At 66.4% G+C, this 20,815-nt stretch carries 18 protein-coding genes; 7 read left to right on the plus strand and 11 right to left on the minus strand.

The window, feature by feature from the left end; genetic code table 11:
- Positions 1-40: 40 nt before the first annotated feature.
- The 4 genes from HL653_RS09675 to HL653_RS09690 form a co-directional block, all read right to left on the minus strand.
- Complete coding sequence (locus HL653_RS09675; RefSeq protein ID WP_171744348.1) at positions 41-2,533, minus strand: TonB-dependent siderophore receptor; 2,493 nt, start codon at positions 2,531-2,533, stop codon at positions 41-43.
- Positions 2,534-2,923: 390 nt separating this feature from the next.
- On the minus strand, positions 2,924-3,922 hold the full coding sequence (locus HL653_RS09680; protein ID WP_171744349.1) for a sensor histidine kinase: 999 nt from the start codon (positions 3,920-3,922) through the stop codon (positions 2,924-2,926).
- 167 nt (positions 3,923-4,089) lie between these two features.
- The gene (locus tag HL653_RS09685) at positions 4,090-4,467 is read right to left on the minus strand and encodes a DUF1244 domain-containing protein (protein ID WP_171744350.1); all 378 of its coding nucleotides are present in this window, start codon (positions 4,465-4,467) and stop codon (positions 4,090-4,092) included.
- A gap of 259 nt (positions 4,468-4,726) precedes the next feature.
- Positions 4,727-5,764, minus strand: a complete 1,038-nt coding sequence (locus HL653_RS09690; RefSeq protein ID WP_171744351.1) for a glycerophosphodiester phosphodiesterase — start codon at positions 5,762-5,764, stop codon at positions 4,727-4,729.
- Positions 5,765-5,966: 202 nt separating this feature from the next.
- Between HL653_RS09690 and HL653_RS09695 the strand changes: the two genes are divergently transcribed.
- Entirely contained in the window at positions 5,967-8,522 is a 2,556-nt protein-coding gene (locus HL653_RS09695; protein ID WP_171744352.1) for a TonB-dependent receptor, read from the plus strand.
- 227 nt (positions 8,523-8,749) lie between these two features.
- On the opposite strand, the gene HL653_RS09700 is transcribed toward HL653_RS09695, so the two are convergent.
- Positions 8,750-9,592, minus strand: a complete 843-nt coding sequence (locus HL653_RS09700) for a PhzF family phenazine biosynthesis protein (protein WP_171744353.1) — start codon at positions 9,590-9,592, stop codon at positions 8,750-8,752.
- On the minus strand, positions 9,582-9,929 hold the full coding sequence (locus HL653_RS09705; RefSeq protein WP_171744354.1) for a UrcA family protein: 348 nt from the start codon (positions 9,927-9,929) through the stop codon (positions 9,582-9,584). Before HL653_RS09705 ends, HL653_RS09700 begins: the two co-directional genes overlap by 11 nt.
- Before the next feature lie 103 nt (positions 9,930-10,032).
- Here HL653_RS09705 and HL653_RS09710 point away from each other — a divergent pair, with 103 nt between their 5' ends.
- A complete protein-coding gene (locus HL653_RS09710) occupies positions 10,033-11,418 on the plus strand; it encodes a PLP-dependent aminotransferase family protein (RefSeq protein ID WP_171744355.1) in 1,386 nt (461 codons plus the stop codon).
- A gap of 88 nt (positions 11,419-11,506) precedes the next feature.
- Here HL653_RS09710 and HL653_RS09715 read toward each other — a convergent pair whose 3' ends face one another.
- The 5 genes from HL653_RS09715 to ligK all read right to left on the minus strand — a co-directional run bounded on the left by HL653_RS09715 (position 11,507) and on the right by ligK (position 16,026).
- Positions 11,507-11,791, minus strand: a complete 285-nt coding sequence (locus HL653_RS09715; RefSeq protein WP_171744356.1) for a hypothetical protein — start codon at positions 11,789-11,791, stop codon at positions 11,507-11,509.
- 73 nt (positions 11,792-11,864) lie between these two features.
- Positions 11,865-12,947 carry an NF038122 family metalloprotease gene (locus HL653_RS23955; protein WP_216599967.1) on the minus strand — a complete coding sequence of 361 codons (1,083 nt, stop codon included), beginning with the start codon at positions 12,945-12,947 and terminating at the stop codon, positions 11,865-11,867.
- Between the two features lie 320 nt (positions 12,948-13,267).
- On the minus strand, positions 13,268-14,164 hold the full coding sequence (locus tag HL653_RS09725) for an amidohydrolase (protein WP_171744357.1): 897 nt from the start codon (positions 14,162-14,164) through the stop codon (positions 13,268-13,270).
- A complete protein-coding gene (locus HL653_RS09730; protein ID WP_253717821.1) occupies positions 14,161-15,213 on the minus strand; it encodes a 4-oxalomesaconate tautomerase in 1,053 nt (350 codons plus the stop codon). The genes HL653_RS09725 and HL653_RS09730 overlap by 4 nt, the downstream gene beginning before the upstream one ends.
- Before the next feature lie 138 nt (positions 15,214-15,351).
- Positions 15,352-16,026, minus strand: coding sequence for a 4-carboxy-4-hydroxy-2-oxoadipate aldolase/oxaloacetate decarboxylase (ligK, locus tag HL653_RS09735; protein WP_171744358.1), 675 nt, complete (start codon positions 16,024-16,026; stop codon positions 15,352-15,354).
- Between the two features lie 114 nt (positions 16,027-16,140).
- Between ligK and HL653_RS09740 the strand changes: the two genes are divergently transcribed.
- Genes HL653_RS09740 through ligA form a run of 5 tightly spaced genes read left to right on the plus strand, consistent with a single transcriptional unit; the run spans position 16,141 to position 20,814 of the window.
- A complete protein-coding gene (locus tag HL653_RS09740) occupies positions 16,141-17,355 on the plus strand; it encodes a LysR family transcriptional regulator (RefSeq protein ID WP_171744359.1) in 1,215 nt (404 codons plus the stop codon).
- Between the two features lie 54 nt (positions 17,356-17,409).
- Positions 17,410-18,285, plus strand: a complete 876-nt coding sequence (locus HL653_RS09745; RefSeq protein WP_171744360.1) for an NAD(P)-dependent oxidoreductase — start codon at positions 17,410-17,412, stop codon at positions 18,283-18,285.
- Positions 18,282-19,307 carry an amidohydrolase family protein gene (locus HL653_RS09750; RefSeq protein ID WP_171744361.1) on the plus strand — a complete coding sequence of 342 codons (1,026 nt, stop codon included), beginning with the start codon at positions 18,282-18,284 and terminating at the stop codon, positions 19,305-19,307. Before HL653_RS09745 ends, HL653_RS09750 begins: the two co-directional genes overlap by 4 nt.
- A gap of 29 nt (positions 19,308-19,336) precedes the next feature.
- Positions 19,337-20,392, plus strand: a complete 1,056-nt coding sequence (locus HL653_RS09755) for an aromatic ring-hydroxylating dioxygenase subunit alpha (RefSeq protein WP_171744362.1) — start codon at positions 19,337-19,339, stop codon at positions 20,390-20,392.
- Positions 20,389-20,814, plus strand: coding sequence for a protocatechuate 4,5-dioxygenase subunit alpha (gene ligA, locus HL653_RS09760; RefSeq protein WP_171744363.1), 426 nt, complete (start codon positions 20,389-20,391; stop codon positions 20,812-20,814). The genes HL653_RS09755 and ligA overlap by 4 nt, the downstream gene beginning before the upstream one ends.
- Position 20,815 lies beyond the last annotated feature (1 nt).

Here is a 20,815-nt window from a genome sequence, read left to right on the forward strand (position 1 = left end):
CCCGTGCCGGGCCACCCCGAAAGGACGGCCCGGTTCCGGATCAGTAGCGCAGGTTGACCGTGCCGAGCACGGTGCGGCCCGCCGCCTGATTGGCGTAATGGGCGGCATAGGCCTTGTCGTAATAGCGCTTGTCGGTGAGGTTGTTCACGTTCAGCTGCAGGCCGATCCGGTCGGTCAGCTGATAGCTGGCGTTGGCATCGAAGCGCCAATAGGCCTGCACCATGCGGGCGAGCGGCTTGGTGATCGACAGCACGCCGGTATTCGACAGGACGCGCGTGTCCGAATAGCCGCCATAGACCTTCGCCATATAGATCGCACCGCCGCCCAGCGTGAACTTGGGCGTGATCTTGTAGTTGGTGAAGGTCGTGAAGCTGTGCTTCGGGGTGTTCGGGAACTGCTTGCCGGTGTTCACCGAGGGCGCGAAGGCGACGGCGCCGGTGGTGGTGTTCGTGGTGGTGGTGATGCCGCCATCCGCGATCTTCGAGTCCATGTAGGTGTAGCCGCCGAAGATGTTCCACTCGGGCGTGATGTTGCCGTTGAAGCCGATCTCGACGCCCTTGATCTTGCGCTTGCCGATATAGGCGACGAGGCCGTTCTCGACGGTGGTGCGGGCGTTGCTGGTGTCGGTCTTGAACAGGGCGCCGGTCAGCGAGAGATTGCCGTCGAACAGATTGGCCTTGGCGCCGACCTCATAGGACTTGGTCTTCTCCACCTTCAGCGCATCGGTCGCGGCCTGCGTGGTGGTGGCGATCGCGTTGCCGTCCTGGCCCTGCGCGAGGAACGAACCCGGCGGCGTGGCGGAGCTGGAGGTCGAGACATAGACGCTCGTATCGGGCGTCGGCTTTACGATCAGGCCGGCCTGATAGGTCCACAGATCGTCCTCGCGGCCGAACGTGGTGCGTGCCGTGCTGGGCGCTGCCGTCACCGCGATGCCGGGGCTCACGCTCGTCTTGTAGTGATCGTAGCGGCCGCCGATGTTCAGCAGCAGCCAATCGGTGAAGGTCACCGTGTCGAAGAAGGACGCGGCCTTCGTGCTGGTGTCGGTGATCGTCCAGGTTTGCGGCAGGCTGCGCTGGATCGAGGCGAGGCCGGTGGTCGTGTCCGTGGCGTAGCTGACCCACGGATCGGACGGATTGGGCGTATCGATCGTGGTGCAATTGTAGCGCGCGATCATCGCCGGGGTGCAGCGCGGGGTGCTCGTGGAGCCGCTGGCGATCACGGCGCCGGTGCCGGCGTCCGCCACATAGGTGCCGTTCTGCGCCTTTTCGTAGCTGATCTCGGCCGATGCGGTGAAGCTGTGCTTGATGCCGGCCGTCTCGAACGTGCCATAGACGTCGCTCTGGTTGATCAGGCCTTCGGCCTCGCTCCAGCGCGTGTTCGTGCGGCGCCACACATAGCCGCCCGCCGTCGCCGGCGATGCCGCATTGGTGCCATAGACGTTGCCCTGCTGGTCGTCCGGCTGGGTCCAGACATAGCCCTGCGTGCTGCGGCCGTAGCGCGAGGTGTTGCGGATCTTGATGTTGTTGCCGAAGTCATGCTCGAACCGCAGCGTCGCGTTGTTCACGTTGGTCTTGCGGAAATCGCGATCCTTCAGGCCGTAAAAGGCGCCCTGCGGCACGCTCACCTGGCGGCCGCCGATCGTGGTGAAGTTCCGTGCCGGGCTCGTTTCGGTGATCCCGTTCGGAACGTTGGCGGCGGTGAAGAGATAGGGGATGCCGGAGTCCGGCAGTTCGTTCGTCTCGAGATGATAGAAAGAGAGGGTCGCGCTGGTCGGCCCGTTCAGGCCCAGCTTCACCGAAGGCTCGACGCCCCAGCGCTTCTGCCAGATGGCGTCGCGGCCGGCGACGTCCTGATCATGCCACATGCCCGCGATGCGGACGCCGACGAAATCGTTGAGCGGCTGGTTCACGTCGACCGTGATGCGCTTGTAATTGGCATTGCCGCCGGTGAGCGAGGCGCTCGCGGAGCGCGTCGCGGTCGGCATCTTGCTGACGAGGTTCAGCGAGCCGCCGGCGCTGCCGCGCCCGCCGACCACGCTGTCCGCGCCCTTCACCACCTCGATCTGCTCGACCGCGAACACTTCGCGGGTCTGCGCGCCGATGTCGCGCACGCCATCCAGATAGGTGCTGGCCTGGCTGTCAAAGCCACGGATGAACGGGCGGTCACCCAGCGGATTGCCGCCTTCGCCCGCGCCCATCGTGATGCCGGGCACGGTGCGGAGCGCTTCCTGCAGCGTGGCCGAGGCGGTGTCATGGATCACCTGCGCGGGGATCACGGTGACGGTGCGCGGCGTGTTGATCAGCGGCGCGGTATATTTGGGGTTGCTGGCGCTCTCCGTCTTGTAGCTGCCCTCGGTGATCGCCGTATCGGTGACGGTCACGCCCTCCAGTTCCGTGCCCTTCTCCGGCGTCGCGGGGGGCGCCGCCTGCGCCAGCAAAGGCGCCGCGAGGCCGATGCTGCCCACGCAGGAGAGGGCGAGGAAGCCCTGCGTCTGGCGCGATGCGCTGGAGCGGCGGCGGTCGGAGATGGTCATTCGCAAACCCCTTTATGTGATTTGGCGGCGCTAATGCGAATGACTCGCATGAATGGCAAGGGGTAATGCGACGCGCTCGCAAAAAAGATGGGAGTCCGCAGTGGAGATGAGGCTTGTCGGCCACAGAAATTACGGGATCGAATTATATTGCAATGTTGCAACTGTTGGTGGGCGATGAAGCCCGCTAAGCCAGCATGGGCAGCGCCCATGACTCTCTCGTCATGCGCTGTTATCGCGTGATGATCGCGCTATTCGGCAAATATATCGCAAGAGTGCGATGCGCCCATCCAGTAACCGTGACAGATGTGTGGCAGTTGTCGTGCGATTTCTGCCCGTTCATTTCGAAATGGTGGCTGACCCTTATCTGCAGGGTTTCGGCCAGGGCGATGTTCAGCCGGTGGTCGCCTCGTAAAGATCCACGCGCGCACGGCAGCCGGGGGCCAGATCCTCACGCGTGAGCGAGCCGCCTTTCTGCTGGGCGAGCATGCGGACGAGCCGCGATCCGAGGCCGGGGGAGGAATCGGGCGGACAACCGATCCCGTCATCCTCGACATCGATGACGAGTCGCTGGCCGGCCTCCGCCGTGATCGAGACGCGTACCGTGCCGGCCGCCCCGCCGGGAAAGGCATATTTGAGGGAATTGGTGACGAGTTCGTTGACGATCAGGCCGACGGTGATCGCGGTGGAACTGGCGACCATCATCGTCGCGCACTCCACCTCCACCTCGATCAGCCGCACGCCGCGCAGCAACTCGCCCAGGCCCGCGCACAGCTGTTCGACATAGCCGGCCAGCTCCAGCCGCACGCCGTCGGCGAAATTGCCCCGCAGCCGATCCTGCGCCGACGCCACCAGCATCACGCGCGCATGCGCCTGATCCAGCGCCTCCTTCACGGCATTTTCGGAGGCGGCGTTCCGCTGCAGCACGATCGCCGCGCCGATGATCGCCAGATCGTTCTTCGTGCGATGCGCCAGTTCCTCAAGCAGCAGGCTCTTGGCGCGTTCGGCCTGATCGAGGCGGCGCACGGTGCGGCGCAGCGCCTCCGTCACGGCGGACATGGTGATGCCGATGATCAGGAAGATCAGCACGGGGAGCCATGGCACCCCGCCGCCGAGGATCGAGCGGCCCGGCACCATGAAGAAATTCCAGGCGATCAGCGCGCTGGCGATCGTGGCGACATAGCCCGCGCCGCGATCGAACAGCAGCGCGCAGACGAACACCGCCGGCACGAACAGCAGCACCGGATAGCCGACGAGCGCTGCGCCCAGCAGATAGCGGATGAGGGCTGCCGCGGCGACGATCACGGCCACGCCCGCATAACTGGCAATGATCGGCAGGCGGCGACGGGGAAGCACGCGAAGCACGATCGCTTCGGTCAGGTTTCCCGGCATCAAGTTCCTTTCACCCCGCGCGTCGGCGGATCATCGCCTCATTCGATACGGGGGCGCAACCCATCCGGGGTATGGCCGCGACGGCCCGGTCCAAATTCGCCTCCAATATGGGGGCTGGTGGAGGACCGGCGTCCGATCGCCGCGTCGGGCGATCGGGGCGAATGTGTTCAGCGGCGGCCGCCCGGTTCGCTATAGGACGGCGGATCGCTGGCGGGGAAACTTTCGTCGAGCGCTTCGTCCAGAGCCTCGTCCAGCCGGTTGCGCGCGACGCTTTCTTCCATGCGTGCGAGTTGCTCCGGGGTCGCCTCGGTCTGATGCCGCGCCTTCCACTCGGCCTGCGGCATGCCGTAAACCGCCTCGCGTGCATCGTCCTTGGCCACGGCACCGCCGCTCGCCTCGGTGATCCAGTCGGCCAGGCAATTGCGGCAGAAGCCGCCCGTTCCCATCAGATCGACATTCTGAACGTCGGTCCGCTGGCGAAGGTGGCGCACCAGCCTGCGAAAGGCGGTGGCGGCGACCTCATCGGAAATATCTTCGATCCGCATGGCAATCTCCCGATCCCCGATGTGGCGATGGCGTGCGGCCAAGTCCAGTCGGGTTGGTGGGGAAGGAGCGTGGGATGCGCCGCGATAGTCCGCTCCGTCGCGCCTGACCCGTTCGTTCTGAGCTTGTCGAAGCACGGGCTTCAGACTCCACGCTTGCAGCACGTTCTTCGACAAGCTCAGAACGAACGGGAGTTGGGGGTCTCAAAACTGTCCCGTCGGGATCTCCGGATCGGCGGATGTCCCGCGCCCGGCGCGGGCCTCAGCGCGGGAGCGCCGCCACCGCCTCGGCCGGGAATTCGCTGAACAGGCCGTCGACGCCGAGATCGTAGAACATCTTATATTCGGCGGCCGCATCGCCATGATCGGCGGGGGACGCGCCCTTGCGCAGTTCGAGCGGCAGGAAGTAATTTTCGGAGCGGAAGGTCCAGGCATGGACGATCAGCCCGGCCGCATGGGCATCGGCGATCAGCGTCGTCGGCGGCAGCGAGCGGCCCTCGGCATCGCGCGGCACGATCAGCGGCTTTTCGGCGCCGACCGCCTGCGCATAGGTGGCGATCGTCTTGAGCCCGGCGGGCGTCACCATCTGGGCGTAAGTGAGGCCGGGCACATCGGGCGGGCCTTCCGCGCTGGCGACGAGCTGGACGAGCTTCAGCTTCGTCATCCCATGCAGCGCCTTCAGATTGTTCACCTCGAAGGACTGGATGATGATCGGATCGGTGCGCTTGGTGTAGCCCGCCTTGGCGAGCGCGGCGATCAGCGGGCGCTCCATCGCCAGGTGCAGCGACTGGAAATAGGTGCCGTGCTTGATCTCGGGATAGATGCCGACGCGGCGGCCCGTCGCCTTGTCCTGCGCGGCCACGAAGGCGAGGATCTCGTCCAGCGTGGGGATTTCGAACTTGCCGTCATAGGCGGCGGCATTGGCCGGGCGCAGCTGCGGCATCCGCGCGCGCGCGCGCAGCGTCTTGATCTCGGCCAGCGTGAAATCCTCGGTGAACCAGCCAGTGATCGGGTGGCCGTCGATCGTCTTGGTCGTCTTGCGCGCGGCGAATTCGAGGTGCGAGGCGACGTCGGTGGTGCCCGAAATCTCATTTTCGTGGCGGGCGACCATATGGCCGTCCTTCGTCATCACCAGATCGGGTTCGATAAAGTCGGCGCCCTCGGAAATGGCGACGCGATAGGCCTCCAACGTATGCTCGGGCCGCTCGCCTGATGCGCCGCGGTGCGCGATCACCACCGGGCGCTCATGCGTCAGGGTCGGGGCCGGGGTCGCGGCCAGCAGCAGGGCGAGGGTGATCACATCGGGTCTCCGTTACTTCTTTGTCACAACCGCCCGGCCGGACGGCCCATCGGCTAGAGTGTGTCCGCGACGCTTCAGTGACAGCGAATTAGAACGAATTCGGCCATTTCATGAAACTGTAACAAATGAGTCGCCGAAGCTCCATCAGCCCGATCCTATCCGCCCCGAGCAACGTCCGCTGCGGACATAAAAGGGGTAGGCCATGTCGATCGTTCGAACTTCGCTTTTCGCGTTGATGGTAGGGTGCGCCGCGGGCGCCCATGCGGCAACCCCGGCGGATGCGCCTGCGGCCGATGTGGCGGCTCCGGCCGCCGAAGAAGGCGATGCGGGCGCGATCCTCGTCACCGCCAAGGCGACCCGCTCCGCGACCGCGATCCCGTCGGCCGAGATCCAGAAGATCCTGCCCGGCATCTCGCCGCTGAAAGCGATCCAGACGCTGCCGGGCGTGCTCTACATCACGGCCGATCCGTGGGGCTATAACGAGCAGAACGCGCAGATCTTCATCCATGGTTTCGCCGCCAACCAGCTCGGCTACACGATGGACGGCATTCCGCTGGGCGACCAGAGCTACGGCAATTATAACGGCCTCTCGCCGCAGCGCGCCGTGATCTCGGAAAATGTCGGCCGCGTCGTGGTGGCGACGGGCGCGGGCGATCTGGCGACCGCCTCGAACAGCAATCTGGGTGGTACGGTCGAAACCTTCTCGTCCAACCCGCAGGACGAATTCGGCGTGCAGGCCGCGCAGACGCTGGGCAGCTACAGCACGTCCCGCACCTATGCCCGCATCGACAGCGGCAATTTCGGCGGCGGCAACAAGGCCTATATCTCGGCCTCGCGCCAGCATGCCCGTGCGTGGGACTTCAACGGCAAGCAGGGCGGCTATCAGGCCAACGCAAAGTTCGTCCACGACGACAGCTGGGGCAAGCTGACGGCCTATTTCGACTATAACGACATGACCCAGCCGAACGAGGACGCGACCGTCTTCTTCAAGCCTTCGGCCGGCGGCACGGCGACGGCGGTTCAGCTCTACACGCCCTACAGCAAGCCCTTCTTCTACCCGAATTTCGCAGCCTATCAGTCGCCTTATCTGAGCGCGGCGGGCAATTCGCCCGCAGCGGAAGGCAGCAATTACCGCAACTATTATTCGGACGCGCAGCGCACCGATTATCTCGGTTACGTCCGCCTCGACACCAAGCTGGCCGACAATATCAGCTGGTCCACCACCGGCTACTATCACCACAATGATGGCGCCGGCGTCGTCGCGGGGCCGCTCGGCCAGTCGATCACGACCGCCCAGCCCTATCTCGATCCGGCCTATGCGACGCTGCCGAGCAATTGCCGCTTCGCGGCCAATGCGAACGGCGTGCGCCCGGCCGCCTGCACCGCGCTCACGGCGGCCCAGGCGACGGCGGCGGGCGCCGCGCTGGTCGCTGCGACCGGCGGATCGGGCCTGATCACGCGCACCACCGAATATCGCATCGATCGCGAGGGCGTGATCTCCGCGATGAATGTCGATCTGGGGCGGCACAAGATCGAGTTCGGCGGCTGGTTCGAGCATAACAGCACGACCCAGTGGCGCCGTTGGTATGCCGTGCCCGTCAACAATCTGAGCCTGAGCACGCCCTACGTCCGCCCGCGCGACGTGATGACGCCGCTGTTCACGCAATATCAGGGCGATGCCAGCATCAACCAGCTGCAGCTCCACCTGCAGGACAGCTGGCAGGTGTTCGACAAGCTGCTGTTCCAAGCGGGCTTCAAGACCAGCGCGCAGTGGGCGGACGGCAAATATCCGGTCCAGCCCGTGGTCGGCTCGCTCGGCGGCACGACCGCGCTGCCGCAGGGCAAGATCAACACGCTGAAGTGGTTCCTGCCCGCCGTCGGCGCGAGCTACGACTTCAACGGGCATGAGCAGCTCTATTTCAACGTCCAGAAGAATCTGCGCCAGTACTCGGCCTATCTGGCGGGTGGTGGCGGCCCCTGGTTCACGGGCAGCCAGGCGGCGTTCGATGCGTTTGCCGATCAGGGCAAGCCGGAGAGCAGCTGGACCTATGAAGTGGGCGTCCGCACCAACCGCACGTTCGACAACGGCATCTCGCTGAACGCGCAGGTCAATTACTATCATGTCGACTTCAGCAACCGCCTGCTCGCCATTCCGACCAATCCGGGCGGCATTGCCGGCAGCGGCATCACCGGCGGCACTTCGACGCTGGTGAACGTGGGCGACGTGAAGACGGACGGCGTGGATGCGGCCTTCACGGTGCGCGTCGGCAGCCACTTCTCGCTGTACAATGCGGTCTCGTACAATCTCTCCAAATATCAGAGCGATTATACGTCGACGGCGAGCGGCATCGGCGCGGCCAGCGACACCTGCATCGGCGGCTTCCTCGTCACGGGCGGCATCGTGCCGACCTGCGGCAAGCAGCTTCCGGGCACGCCGAAGTGGATGAACAAGACGGTCGCGACCGTCTCGGCCGGCATCTTCGAGCTGCAAGGCATCGGCGATTTCGTGGGCCGCCGCTTCAGCACCTATTCGAACGATGCGAGCGTGCCGTCCTACTTCATGATCTCGGGCCGGATCGGCGCGCGCCTGCCGGAGGGCACGCTGCCGCTGAAGAAGATGGAGCTGTCGCTCAACGTGACGAACCTGACGAAGAAGAAGGGCTGGTCGACCGTGTCGGTCGGTTCGGCCACGAACAGCTGGTCGGCCTATCCGATCGCACCGCGCCAGTGGTTCGTGACGCTCTCGGCTGCCTACTGAGATCGTCGAGTTGCAGCGCGGTGCCCCGGGGGCGCCGCGCCGCAGCGAACGAAAAAGCCGGGGGATGGAGCGATCCGTCCCTCGGCTTTTTCGTTCAGTCCCGTTTGCTTTTACTTCCTTCGTTCGCACTGAGCTTGTCGAAGTGCCGTTCTGCCTTTGCTTCGCGTCCGAAGAAAGCAGGACGGTGCTTCGACAAGCTCAGCACGAACGGGTTTGAGGGAGCGAGTTCAGATCGCGATGGCGCCGCTGGCCATCGTGACGGTGTTGCCGCCGATCCAGACCTGTCCGTCCGCATCCCGCGAGGCATGGATGCGCGCGCTGCGGCCGAGGCGGGTGCCTTGTGCCGCGATGTAAGCGCCCGATGCCCGGCCGCTGGTGAACAGCCATTGGGCGAGGGAGGCGTTGAGGCTCCCCGTCGCGGGATCCTCGATCAGCCCGCCCTGCGCATCGCTGAAGAGGGCGCGCACCTCGAACGCCGCATCCCGGCCGGGCGCGTGCGGGCCCACGAGCCCGATCGCGACGGGTTTGTCGCTGTGGCGCACCGGCTCCACCGCCAGCACCTCCTCCGCCGAGCCGAGCAGGAGGGCGATCCAGCCGGGTCCGTTATCGACCCAGTTGGCATCGACCACCGCATCGCGCGCGATCCCCATCTGCGCGCAGGCGGCGTCCAGGTCCTCCGTCGTGGGCGTCCCGCTCCGGCGGAGCGGCGGTGCCGCGAAAGCGAGCCTGTCGCCCGCGCGCGCGATCCGCACCAGCCCCGCGCCGCACTCCTGCACCACGGCATCCGCCGCTCGCGGCTGTCCGCCGGCCTCCAGCCACGCATGGCAACTGCCCAGCGTAGGATGGCCGGCGAAGGGCAGTTCATGCGCGAGCGTGAAGATCCGCACGCGATAGTCGGCCTCCGCCGCGATCGGCGGGAGCAGGAAGGCCGTCTCGGAGAGATTCAGCCAGCGGGTGATGCGCTGCATCTCCTCGGTCGAGAGGTCGGCGGCGGCGGTGATCACCGCGAGCGGATTGCCGCTCCACGGCCCACTGCCGAAGACGTCGACCAGCCGGAACTTACAGCGCATGCTTCGCATCCCCCGCCGCTCTTTCGGCATAGACCTGATGCAGCAGCGGGCTGTCCACCTGCGACACGGCATCGGCCATCGTCTCGCGCCAGCAGGCGGAATCGCGGGTCGCCTGCTTCACTTCGCGCAGGCTGAAGCCCGATGCGCCGCACGCCTCCGTCACCGCGCGATCGATGCGCGAGAGCGTCCGCCGCGCGGCGGCGGGGGTGGCGGGGTGACGGTCGATATGATCGAGCCGGATCGCCACGCGATCCGCGCCCGTGACGGGCGTCTGGGTCGCGGCGGGGGCGGCGAGCAGCGTCAGCAGCGAGGTGGCGATCAGCGTCCGGTGAGTCATGGTCTTTCTCCTTGCGACGGGGCCCATGCGCCGAAGGGGCTGGTGCGAACAGGGACGGAGCAGTACGATTGGAAAGAACTGTACTGGCGGATGAACAGGTACAATGGCGACGATCGAGGGCGCGGACACGCGGACGGGCAGGGTGATGGAGGCGATCCGCGACCGAATCGAGCGGCGCTCGCTCACGCCCGGCGCGCGCCTGCCCTCGGTGCGGGCGATGGCCGATTCGAGCGGTTTCTCGAAATCGACCGTGGTGGAGGCCTATGCCCGGCTGGCGGCCGAAGGCGTGATCCGGCCGCGCTCGGGATCGGGCTTCTATGTGGCGGCGCCGCTCGCGCCGCTCGCGCTCGACCGGCTGGGGGCGGAGGTGGATCGCGAGGTCGATCCGCTGTGGATGTTGCGCCAGTCGCTGGCGACACGGCCGGGCGCGATCATGGCCGGATGCGGCTGGCTGCCGGACGACTGGCTGCCGGGCGAGGCGCTGCGCCGGGCGATGCGCGCCGCCGCCCGCGCGGACGAGCCGATCACCGCTTACGCCTCGGCCAAGGGGCCGGAGCCGCTGCGCGCCCTGCTTGCGCGGCGGCTGGCGGATCAGGGCGTGGAAGCCTCGCCCGACCAGATCCTGCTCACCGACAGCGGATCGCATGCGGTGGACCTTGTCTGTCGTTTCCTGCTCTCACCGGGCGATACGGTGCTGGTCGACGATCCCTGCTATTTCAACTTCCTCGCGTTGCTGCGCGCGCACCGGGCCAAGGTGATCGGCGTGCCGATGACGCCACACGGGCCCGACATGGCGGCCTTCGCGGCGGCGGTGGCCGAGCACGGCCCGCGCCTCTACCTCACCAATTCGGCCGTCCATAACCCGACCGGCGCGATCCTCTCCGCGCCGACCGCGCACCGCCTGCTGAAACTGGCCGAGGCGAACGACCTCGTCATCATCGAGGACGATATCTTCGCGGATTTCGAACATGAGACGGCCCCGCGCCTCGCCGCCTTCGACGGACTGGAGCGCGTGATCCGCGTGGGCAGCTTCTCCAAATCGGTGTCGGCGGCGGTGCGCTGCGGGCATATCGCGGCCAGGCCCGAATGGATCGAGGGGCTGGCGGATCTGCGCATCGCCACCTCCATGTCGGGCAATCCGCTCTCGGCCAATCTGCTGCACGCGGTGCTGACCGACAGTAGCCACCGCCGCCACATGGAAAGCGTGCGCGCGCGCCTCGCCCGCGTGACCGCGCAGACGCTGACGCAGTTACGCCGGGTAGGGATCGAGCCGTGGCACGATCCGGCGGCGGGTCTGTTCGTCTGGGCGCGCCTGCCCGAGGGGATGGATGCCACCGCGCTCGCGCGAAAGGCGCTGGCCGAGAATATCGTGCTGGCCCCCGGCAACGTCTTTTCAGCGGAAGGACGCTGGGGCGATCATCTGCGCTTCAACGTGGCGATGAGCGAGGATCCGCGCATCTTCGATTTCCTGGCGCGGGCCTGCCGCTGATCGTGCGGCGGCGGGAGGCCGCGGTGGCCGGCGAAAGGCAAGGATCCCGCCTGGGCGAAATCGGCCGGGCGGGTGACTGACGGAAGCGTCAGCTCTCCGGGAAGGTATGAATCAGGGCATCGCCCTGCGCGCTGCATTTCCGGGCATGGAGCAACGTGTCGCGATAGGCCATGCGCTCGCCGGCGTGGGAGCCGGGGCGGAAGCGGCCATACAGTTCGTAGAAGGAGCGGGCGCTCCGGATGCGGGCCTGATCGTCCGGCAGGCGTTCGGGGCAGACGATCGCGGCGGCAAGCTCCCGCTTCTGCGCCGGGGCGAGGCCTGTTCCGGGCGCGGCGGCCGCAACCAGCGCGGCGGATATGACGAAGGCGATCATGGTCTTCTCCGCAAGGCAGCGACGATTATGGAAGAAGGAGGCTGCGGGCCGAAGTCCGCAGCCTCCCTTGTTGTCAGGCGAACCGAACCTTCGTGCGAACCTTGGCATCGCGGCGGCGCAGGCCGGCGCCGACGAAGCCGAAGCCGACGATCATCATCGCCCAGGTCGACGATTCCGGAACCGCGCTCTGCGCGTTCAGGTAATTGGTCAGGATCTGCGAGGTCGTCATCTTGTAGTCGAGATTCTGCAGGATATCGAGATTGAGGTTCCAGCCCATCGCATCCATGATCGCGAGATCCTGCGCGGTGACGATGCCTTCCTGGCAGATGCCGCCGGTCGGATCGAGAATGCCGACCTGCGGCTCGGTCAGGATCGTGCAGCTCACGCCGTCATGGATACGGCCGCCCTCGCGCCAGTGCGAGGTCTGGAAGCCGTCCGGGCCGGCCGAGAAACCGGCATTGCCCATGAATTCGGTCGCACCGCCGTCGATCGAGAAATAGGGATCGCCGCCCCAGGTGGTGTCCCACACGCCGTTCTTGTAGCGGAACATGTCCGTATTGCTCGGGGTCGAATTGTTGGTCGTATTCTGGCCGACCGCGCTGGTGAAGCCGAGCGCATGGCCCATTTCATGCACCGCGACACTGATGAAGTCCGACGACGCCGTCTGGAAACCATCGCGCGTATCGAAGTCGAACGCGCGGGCGCTGTTGAACGTGATCGTCGCGTCATTGGCGGTGGCCGACCCGGTGTAGAGGCCCAGCGCCTTTTGCAGCGAGGTGTTCAACCGGACATTGGCGGTCGTGATGTTCGGAAGATTGGCGACCACCGATGCATCGAGCGCCGTGGTGGCATCGTTGGTCAGAGCCGTCTTCCACGAAGAGGTCGACTTGGTGCCGGAGGAGCTGGACGCCTGGCCGAGCGTGGTCGGCGCAAATCCAACGGAGGTAAATCCGACACGGAAATTCAGGGTCACATCATCGGTCAGGACCGATTCCCAGTAATCGGCGGCCGCCCGGAAGCCGATATAAGCCGCGGTGCCTTGTTCGACGCCGCCAGTATTGACGAGATTGATCGTCAATGCATCCGCGTTGGTCGCAACAGCCGTACTCACCAGCGCAGCCGACATCATGCCGAGAAAACGGCTCATCTTCTTCATGGTTGGACCTTCCCTGTTCGAGCCGAGCGGCTCCCCCGACTCGAAGGGGTAATGGTTACAATTTTATTCATCAAGTATTAACTTATCTGACGAATTGCCGGCCATCCCGCCTGGAAACATTCCAGACATGGGGCATGCGTGATTCCGGCGCAGGCGCGAGGAGATTTGCGGATATCTGCCGATTCATCGCCCTGTCGGGCGGATTGTCGCGCCGCTATTGGGCGGAATTGGCTGGGTCAGCGTTGCAAAAAAATGACAAAACCGGGGAGCCGGGAGCGCGTCATTCAGGAAGTGGGCGGAACCGCAGGCCCCGCCGGACCTCAATCGGCCCAGTAAAGACGCATGGGATTGTCGACGAGCAGCTTGCGCTGCAATTCGTCCGTCACGGCGATGCGCGGGATGATGTCGACGAGGCCGCCATCGTCGGGAATGCGCGTCTCCATATTGGGGTGCGGCCAGTCCGTGCCCCACAGGATCCGATCGGGATAGGTTTCCACCAGCGGGCGCACGGCGGCGACGAAATCGTCATAGGGCTCGCCCGCCGGATCGAGCCGGTCGGGGCAGGTGACCTTCACCCAGATATCGTCGCGGCTGTCGAGCAGCGCGCGGAACGCCGTCATGTCCGCGCCGTCGGGGCCCTGCGTCACGTCCGGCCGGCCCATATGATCGATCACGACGGGCACCGGGATGGCGGCGATGAAGGGCTTCATCTCTTCGAGGATGTCCGCCTCGAAATAGATGACGACGTGCCAGTCGAGCCGCTGGATGCGCTGCGCGACGGCGAGGAACTTGTCCTTGGGCGCGTCGTCGACGAGGCGCTTCAGGAAATTGAAGCGGATGCCGCGAATGCCGCCGGCGTGGAGCGCGTCCAGATCCTCGTCCGAGATGGCGGGATCGACCACGGCGACGCCGCGCGCGAGGCCGCCCGATTTCGCGATCCCGTTCAGCGTCGCCGCATTGTCCGTGCCGTGGCAGCTGGCCTGCACGATCACGTTGCGCGAAAAACCCAGCCGATCGCGCAGCGCGAACAGCATGTCGGGCGTCGCATCCTGCGGCTGATATTTGGCCTTGGGGCTGAACGGGAAATCGGCGGCGGGGCCGAAGACGTGGCAATGCGCGTCCACCGCGCCGGCGGGCGGCACGTAAGCGGGCTTCGAGGGCGTGAGCGTCCAGCTGCGGACGCGGCCTGCGGAATCCACGACGTCGTCGGTGTTCATGCGAAGATCACTCCGTCCATCAGTTTGCGCGCGGTGCGGAGGAGGGCGGCGGTCGCCACCTGCCCCTGATCGTCCAGCGTGAGGACGCAACTCATCTCGCCGGTGGGATGCTCGACCGACAAGGTATTGGTGGTGCCTTCGGGGATCGCGGCGACCTCGGCGGCGGGCGAGCCCTCGACCAGGCAGGCGGTGGCGACGCTGACCGCGCCCAGCACGCCGATCGTGGCGTGGGCACGGTGCGGGATGAAGCTGCGCACCGTCACCGCGCCACCGTTTGCGGGCGGGGCGACCAGCATCATCTTGGGCACGGACTTGTCCTTCACGTCGCCCAGATTCATCATCGGGCCGGCCTTCAGCCGGATCGCCTCGATCCGCGTCTTCAGCGCGGTCCAGCTGTCCAGCGTGTCGCGATCCTCATAGCCGGTCGCGCCGACCGCCTCGGCCTTGAACACGACGCACGGCATGCCGTTGTCGATCAGGGTGCAGGCGACGCCCTCGATCATGTCCACCGCATTGCCGGTGGGGAGCAGGGCGCCGCAGGAAGAACCGGCGGTGTCGCGAAATTCGAGCGGGATGGGCGCGTGCGTGCCGGGCACGCCGTCGATCGCGGCCGTGCCCTCATAGGTGGGGATGCCGCCCGGCGTCCGGCAGGTGGCGACGGCGACCTGGCCGGTATTGACCATGAAGATCGCCACCCTGGTTTCGTCACCCGTCGCGGGAACCAGCCCGCGCTCAATCGCGAAAGGGCCGACGCCCGCCAGCATGTTCCCGCAATTCTGCGCATCGGTGACGATCGCCTGATCGACGAACACCTGCAGGAACAGATACTCGACATCGACGCCGTCGCGATCGGACTGGGAGACGACCGCGACCTTGGAGGTCAGCGGATCGGCGCCGCCCATCCCGTCGATCTGGCGCGGATCGGGCGAGCCCATCGCGGCAAGCAGGAAGGCGTCACGCGCGGCGATGTCGGCGGGGAGGTCGGAGGCGAGGAAGAAGCCGCCCTTCGAGGTGCCGCCCCGCATCCACATGCAGGGAATGCCGGTCATCGAAATTCCTCCCCATCGTAGATGGGGAGGGGGGGCGCTCGCAGAGCGGTGGAGGGGCAATGCGCGATGGTCGGGATTTTCCCCTCCACCATGCTGCGCATGGTCCCCCTCCCCATGCTGTGCATGGGGAGGAAAGGCTTATTCATAGACCAGCCCCATCTCTTCCAGCTTCGGGCGCATATTGTAGATATCGAGGCCCAGTTCGCCCGCCGCGAGGCGCACGCGCTTGGCCTCTTCCAGCGCCTCGCGCGCCTGCGCCTTCTTCAGCACCTCGGCCGCGTCGGCGCGCTTCACCACGCACACGCCGTCATCGTCGGCCACGATCACGTCGCCCGCCTCGATCGCGGCATTGGCGCACACGATCGGCACGTTGACCGAGCCCAGCACCGCCTTGACCGTGCCCTGCGCGTAGACCGCGCGCGACCAGACCGGGAAGTTCATCTGCGTGAGATCGCGCACGTCGCGCACGCCCGCATCGATGATGAGGCCGCGACAGCCGCGCGCCTGTGCCGAGGTGGCGAGCAGATCGCCGAAATAGCCGTCGAAGCAGGGCGAGGTAGGGGCGAGGACGAGGATGTCGGACGGCTTCAGCTGCTCGATCGCGACATGCACCATCCAATTGTCGCCGGGGGGCGCCGAGATGGTGACGGCGGACCCCGCGATGCGCGCGCCGGGATAGATGGGGCGCATATAGGGAGCGAGCAGGCCGATGCGCCCCTGCGCCTCGTGGACGGTGGCGACGCCGGCATGGGCGAGGCCGTCGATCACGTCGGCGTCGGCGCGCTGGATGTTCTGGACGACACGTCCCGCCATTCTCACTCTCCTCGAGATGCGGCTTTCAAGCTTTGGCGTGGGGCTTGGCGCGCGAGGCTCGCAGGCTCCAATCACAATTGGACCAGCCTCATAAGATTTTGCTAAGTCAGGATCGTGTCGCTCGCGCCCTTCGATCTCAATCTGCGCCATCTGCGCGCGCTGGCGGCGATCGTCGCGCAGGGCAGCATGAGCGCGGCGGCGCAGGCGGTGAGCCTGTCGCAACCGGCGCTGACGCAGGGGCTCGCCAAGATCGAGCGGCAATTGGGCACGCCCCTGTTCGATCGCCGGGCCGATGGCGTGCGGCCGACCGAGGCGGGGCTGCTGATGGCGGAGCGGGCGAGCGCGGCACTCGATCATCTGGCGGAGGCGACGCGGAGCGGCCTGCGCGGGGGCGGGCGGGGTTTCGCGCGGCCGGACCTGCTGATGACGGCGACGCAGCTTCACGCCTTTCTCAGCCTGGTGGAGGCGGGCAGCTTCGCGGGCGCGGCGGTGCGCACCGGCATCACCCAGCCCGCTTTGCACCGGGCGGTGCGCGATCTGGAGCAATTGGGCGGCGTGCCTCTGGCCGAGCGGTCGGGGCGGGGACTGGTGGTGACGGCGGCGGGGCGCAAGCTGGCGCGCGGCGTGCGCCTCGCGGCCACCGAGATCGCGGCGGCGATCGGCGAGATTTCGCCCGATCCGGGGGTCGGCAGCCGGATCACGATCGGCGCGATGCCGCTCTCGCGCGCCCTGCTGCTGCCGCGCGTGATCGCGGCCTTGGTGCGCGTGGAGCCGCGCGCGGCGATCGACATACGCGAAGGATCGTGGCGCGAACTGGTCGATCCGCTGCGCGACGGCGCGATCGATCTGATGGTGGGCGCGCTCCGCGATCCGCCGCCGGCCGGGTTGGATCAGGAGGCCCTGTTCGAGGATCGGCTGGTCGTGGTCGGGCGCGCGGGGCATCCACTGGGGGAAATGCGGCAGCCCACTCTGGCCGATTATGCGCGCTATGGCTGGATCATCGGCCATGCCGAAACGCCGCTGCGCCAGCATTGGCATGATCTGTTCGCGGGCCATCCCGCGCCACCCGCGCCGATCGAGTGCGGATCGGTGATGGTGATCCGGGGCGTACTGCGCGAGAGCGATCTGCTCACCTTGCTGTCGCCCGAGCAGGTGGCGATGGAGGTGGAGAGCGGCGTGCTGGCCCAGATCGGCCCGCCTCTGCCGCGCGGACAGCGCGCGATCGGCATCACGACGCGCACGGGGTGGCGGCCCACCCTCGTCCAGCAGCGCTTTCTCGCTCTGCTGCGGGAGGCTGGCGACGTGACCAGACTTCAGGAAAGCGAATAGCTCGACCGCTTTCCGATTGGCGGCGCGCGCGGCCTGTGCCTAGCCCTTGGCCTCATGGAGAGAGCAGACCTGCATTTCGTCGGGTTCGGCGAGGCGGCGCAGGCGTTCGCGCAGACTATGCCCGTCACGTTCGGCGCCTATGATCGCAAGACCGACGGCCCGGCAACGCGCACGGCCAAGCGCGCCGATTATGCGCGGCTCGGCGCGATCCCGCGTGACACCAATGCCGATGCGGTTGGCGCGACGCCCTTGATCCTCTCGCTGGTGACGGCCGATCAGGCGCTGCCCGCCGCGCGGGAAAGCGCGGACTGGATCGCGCCGGGCACGCTCTATTGCGACATGAATTCGGTCGCGCCCGATACCAAGCGCGCCGCCGCCGCGCTGATCGAGGCGGCGGGCGGGCGCTATGTGGATGTCGCGGTGATGGCGCCGGTTTACCCGGCGCAGCGCGCCGTGCCCCTGCTGGTGAGCGGCCCCCATGCGGAGGCGGGCGATGCGGCGCTGCGCGCGGCCGGCTTCACGAAGACGCGCATCCTGCCCGGCGGGATCGGCGCCGCCTCCGCCACCAAGATGATCCGATCGGTGATGGTGAAGGGGCTGGAGGCGCTCACCGCCGAATGCGTGCTGGCCGCGCACCGCGCCGACCTGACGGACGAGGTGTTCGCCGCGCTCAATGCGAGCTGGCCCGGCACGGACTGGCTGGAGAAGGCCGATTACAATCTCGAACGGATGATGGTCCACGGCATCCGCCGCGCCGAGGAGATGGAGGAGGTCGTCAAGACGCTCGACGGCCTCGGCACCGGCTCCGCGATGACGCGCGGCACGGTGGAGCGCCAGCGCGCGATCGGCGCGATGGGTTTGACGGGAGAGGGATCGCTCGACGCGAAGATCGCGGCGATCCTGCAGGAAAAACAGGAAAAAGCCGCATGACTCTGATCATCGACTGCCACGGCCATTACACCGTCCTGCCCAAGGGGCACGATGCCTGGCGCGAGGAGCAGAAGGCGGCGTTCAAGGCCGGCACCACCCCGCCGCCTTATCCGGATATTTCGGACGACGAGATCCGCCAGACGATCGAGGCCAACCAGCTGCGCCTGATCCAGGAGCGCGGCGCCGATCTGACGATCTTCTCGCCCCGCGCCTCGGCCATGGCGCCGCATGTGGGCGACGAGGCGGTCGCCAAGGAATGGGCGATCCGCTGCAACGATCTGATCGCGCGCGTGGTGGGGCTTTTCCCGGAAACGTTCGTGGGCGTCTGCATGCTGCCGCAGAGCCCCAAGGCGGACATGACCCATTCGATCGCGGAGCTGGAGCGCTGCGTGACCGAGCTCGGCTTCATCGGCTGCAATCTCAATCCCGATCCGGGCGGCGGCCATTTCACCCATCCGCCGCTGACGGACCGTTACTGGTATCCCTTCTACGAGAAGATGGTCGAGCTGGACGTGCCGGCGATGATCCACGTCTCGGGCAGCTGCAATCCCGCGATGCACGCCACGGGCGGTTATTATATCGCCGCCGACACGATCGCCTTCATGCAATTGCTGGAGGGCGATCTGTTCAAGGATTTCCCGACTTTGCGCTTCATCATCCCGCATGGCGGCGGCGCCGTGCCCTATCATTGGGGCCGCTATCGCGGGCTGGCGGACATGCTGAAGAAGCCGGATCTGGCCACGCACCTGATGAACAACGTGTTCTTCGATACCTGCGTCTATCATCAGCCGGGGATCGATCTGCTGGCCGACGTGATCGAAAACAAGAATATCCTGTTCGGATCGGAGATGGTGGGCGCGGTGCGCGGCATCGATCCCACCACCGGCTTCTATTTCGACGACACCAAGCGGTACGTCGATGCGCTGGATGTGAGCGCCGAGGAGAAGCACGCCATCTTCGAGGGCAATGCGCGGCGCGTCTTCCCCCGCCTCGACGCGAAGCTGAAGGCACGGGGTCTTTAAAGCGCCGGCGAGTGAGGAGAAAAAACACCATGTCGAGTTGGATGACCAACCGCTGGTATGTCGCGGCCTGGGATGCCGAGGTGGATCGCACGCCGCTCGCGCGCACGATCTGCGGCGTGCCGATCGTGCTGTATCGCACGCTGGACCGCCGCGTGATCGCGATGCGCGATGCTTGCCCGCACCGGCTGCTGCCGCTCTCGATGGGGATCCGCGAAGGCGACAGCCTGCGCTGCCGTTATCACGGCCTGAAGCTGGGGCCGGACGGCGTGGCGGATGAGATGCCGCTCAAGACTGAAAAGCTCAACAAGGCGATCTGCGTGGAGACCTATGCGGTCGCCGAGAAGCATCGCTTCGTATGGCTGTGGGTGGGCGAGAAAACCAACGCCGATCCGGCCTTGATCCCCGATTTCTGGCCCTGCTCCACCGAAGGCTGGACCTTCGACGGCGGCTATGACCGCGTCGGCTGCGACTATCGCCTGCTGATCGACAATCTGATGGACCTGACGCACGAAACGCACGTCCATTCGGGCTCGATCGGCCAGCCCGAACTGATGCACGCCCCGATCGAGACGGCCAGCGACGGCGAGGCGGTGACGGTCAGTCGCTGGATGCCGGGCGTCGATGCGCCACCCTTCTGGCGCGGGGCGCTGAAGAAGGACGGGCCGGTCGATCGCTGGCAGGTGTGTCATTTCGTGGCGCCTTCATCGGTGATCATCGATGTCGGCGTGGCGCCGGTCGGCGCGGGCGCGACGCTCGCGGATCATGACGTGCAGGGCGTGCGCGGCTTCGTGATCGACAGCATGACGCCGGAGAGCGAGACGAGCTGCCACTATTTCTGGGGCATGGCCCGCAATTTCGATGTGGCCGACATGGGCTTCACCGCGCGCTTCAAGCGCCAGCAATCGGGCGTGTTCAACGAGGATATCGAGATCCTCGAAGCGCAGCAGCGCTCGATCCTCGCCAATCCCGATCTGAAGCTGCGTGCTTATGCGATCGACAGTGGCGGCGTGCGTGCGCGCCGCGTGATCGAGAAGGATATCAGGGGCGGCCCCGGCGCGCCCTCCAGGGAGAGCATCGCCGCATGACACAGGATTGTAAGCCACCGGAGATCGACATCCACGCCTATCTGGCGGAGTTTGACGACATACCGGGCACGCGCGTCTTCACGGCGAAGCGCGCGCGGGCGGGCTATCATCTCAACCAGTTCGCGATGAGCCTGATGAAGGCCGAAAATCGCGAGCGCTGGAAGGCGGACGAGCGCGCCTATCTCGACGAATGGAAGCTTACACCCGAGCAGAAGCAGGCCGTGCTGGACCGCGATTATACGCGGCTGCTGGATCTGGGCGGGAACATCTATTTCCTGTCCAAGATCTTCTCGACCGACGGCAAGAGCTTTCTGCAGGCCGTCAGCACGATGAGCGGCATGAGCCTGGAAGATTATGCGGCGATGATGATCGCCGGTGGCCGCTCGCCCGAGGGCGTGCGCTCGATCAAGGGGAAATATTGAT

Origin of the sequence: Sphingomonas sp. AP4-R1 (genome assembly GCF_013113735.1) — a bacterium.
Taxonomy (GTDB): domain Bacteria; phylum Pseudomonadota; class Alphaproteobacteria; order Sphingomonadales; family Sphingomonadaceae; genus Sphingomonas_I.